This window comes from Flaviaestuariibacter flavus (assembly GCF_004337505.1).
In the GTDB taxonomy this organism is placed as follows: Bacteria; Bacteroidota; Bacteroidia; order Chitinophagales; family Chitinophagaceae; genus Flavisolibacter; species Flavisolibacter flavus.
The window spans coordinates 1-902 of record NZ_SJZI01000040.1 but is presented as its reverse complement, the minus strand read 5'-3'; the positions used below and the strand labels follow the sequence as shown (position 1 = coordinate 902).

2 protein-coding genes are annotated in these 902 nt (G+C 56.4%); both read right to left on the bottom strand.

Features of this window, described 5'->3' with window-relative positions; all coding sequences use genetic code 11:
- Nucleotides 1–428, bottom strand: a 428-nt coding sequence (locus tag EPD60_RS07970) for an IS110 family transposase (RefSeq protein ID WP_165871461.1), incomplete at its 3' end; no start/stop codon positions are given.
- A gap of 135 nt (nt 429–563) precedes the next feature.
- On the bottom strand, nt 564–794 hold the full coding sequence (locus EPD60_RS07965) for a hypothetical protein (protein WP_165871471.1): 231 nt from the start codon (nt 792–794) through the stop codon (nt 564–566).
- Nucleotides 795–902: the final 108 nt, after the last annotated feature.

Here is a 902-nt window from a genome sequence, read left to right as displayed (position 1 = left end):
GAAGGCACATAAACGCCGCGCAAAAGACCTGCGGCCAGGTGGTTGGCAAGCCTCCGGGCATCAACGGAGTCGGTTTTGCTGCGGCGCTCCTGGTCGGTGCCGGGGATGTCTGCCGGGTTCACGACGATGCATTCCATACCGGCGGCCCACAGCGCGCGGCATAGGGCGAAGCCAAAGGGTCCGGCTTCGTAGACGCAGTGGAACTGTGCTTCACCGTAGCGGGAGCGCAGGTGCTGCACCAGCAGGCCCGCGTCGGCTTCAATGGAAACATTCTGCAGAACGACACCAGAGCATAGTACGGCTACCTGCCAGCGCTTTTTGTGTACGTCAATGCCGACATAGAGTTCATGGTTGGAAAAACCTTCGCTTTTCATTACCTTGGAGACAGGGGCTGTCTCATGAGCTGAAGCCTTTGTGGTTGTTTTCATAACAGAAACATTTTGTCCCATTAAGTTACTTCACTGCAGCGCCGCTTCCGAGTGGATGACTGCCCGCCAGAGACGGCCCCTTTTACATATAGACTGTTGCGCTATGGCCGGAAACTGTCCTATAATTTTCTATCTTCATGTTGGCCACAGCGCAAAGCCCTGGTCGTTGGCCGCCAGCCGCCGATTCGGGTTAATTGCGGCAGAAATTCTCTTCAAAAGCTTTTTCTTTCCGACCAGTCCTTGGTTCGACCAGCAGGACACGAACTTCTCCTTGGCATCACGTTCGACTTGCCAGCCGCCGGACACCGTACCTGCATTTTCGTTGACCTCCAGCGACCTGCTACGCAAGCTGTACACGCCAGCCACGCAAACAGTCTCGCGTACGACTTCCCTGTGAACTTTGGCGGACAACTCCGTCGCGGTAGTTTGTGGTATGGCTGGCGGCGGCTTCGCGGCGCACCTGCTCAGCTAGTT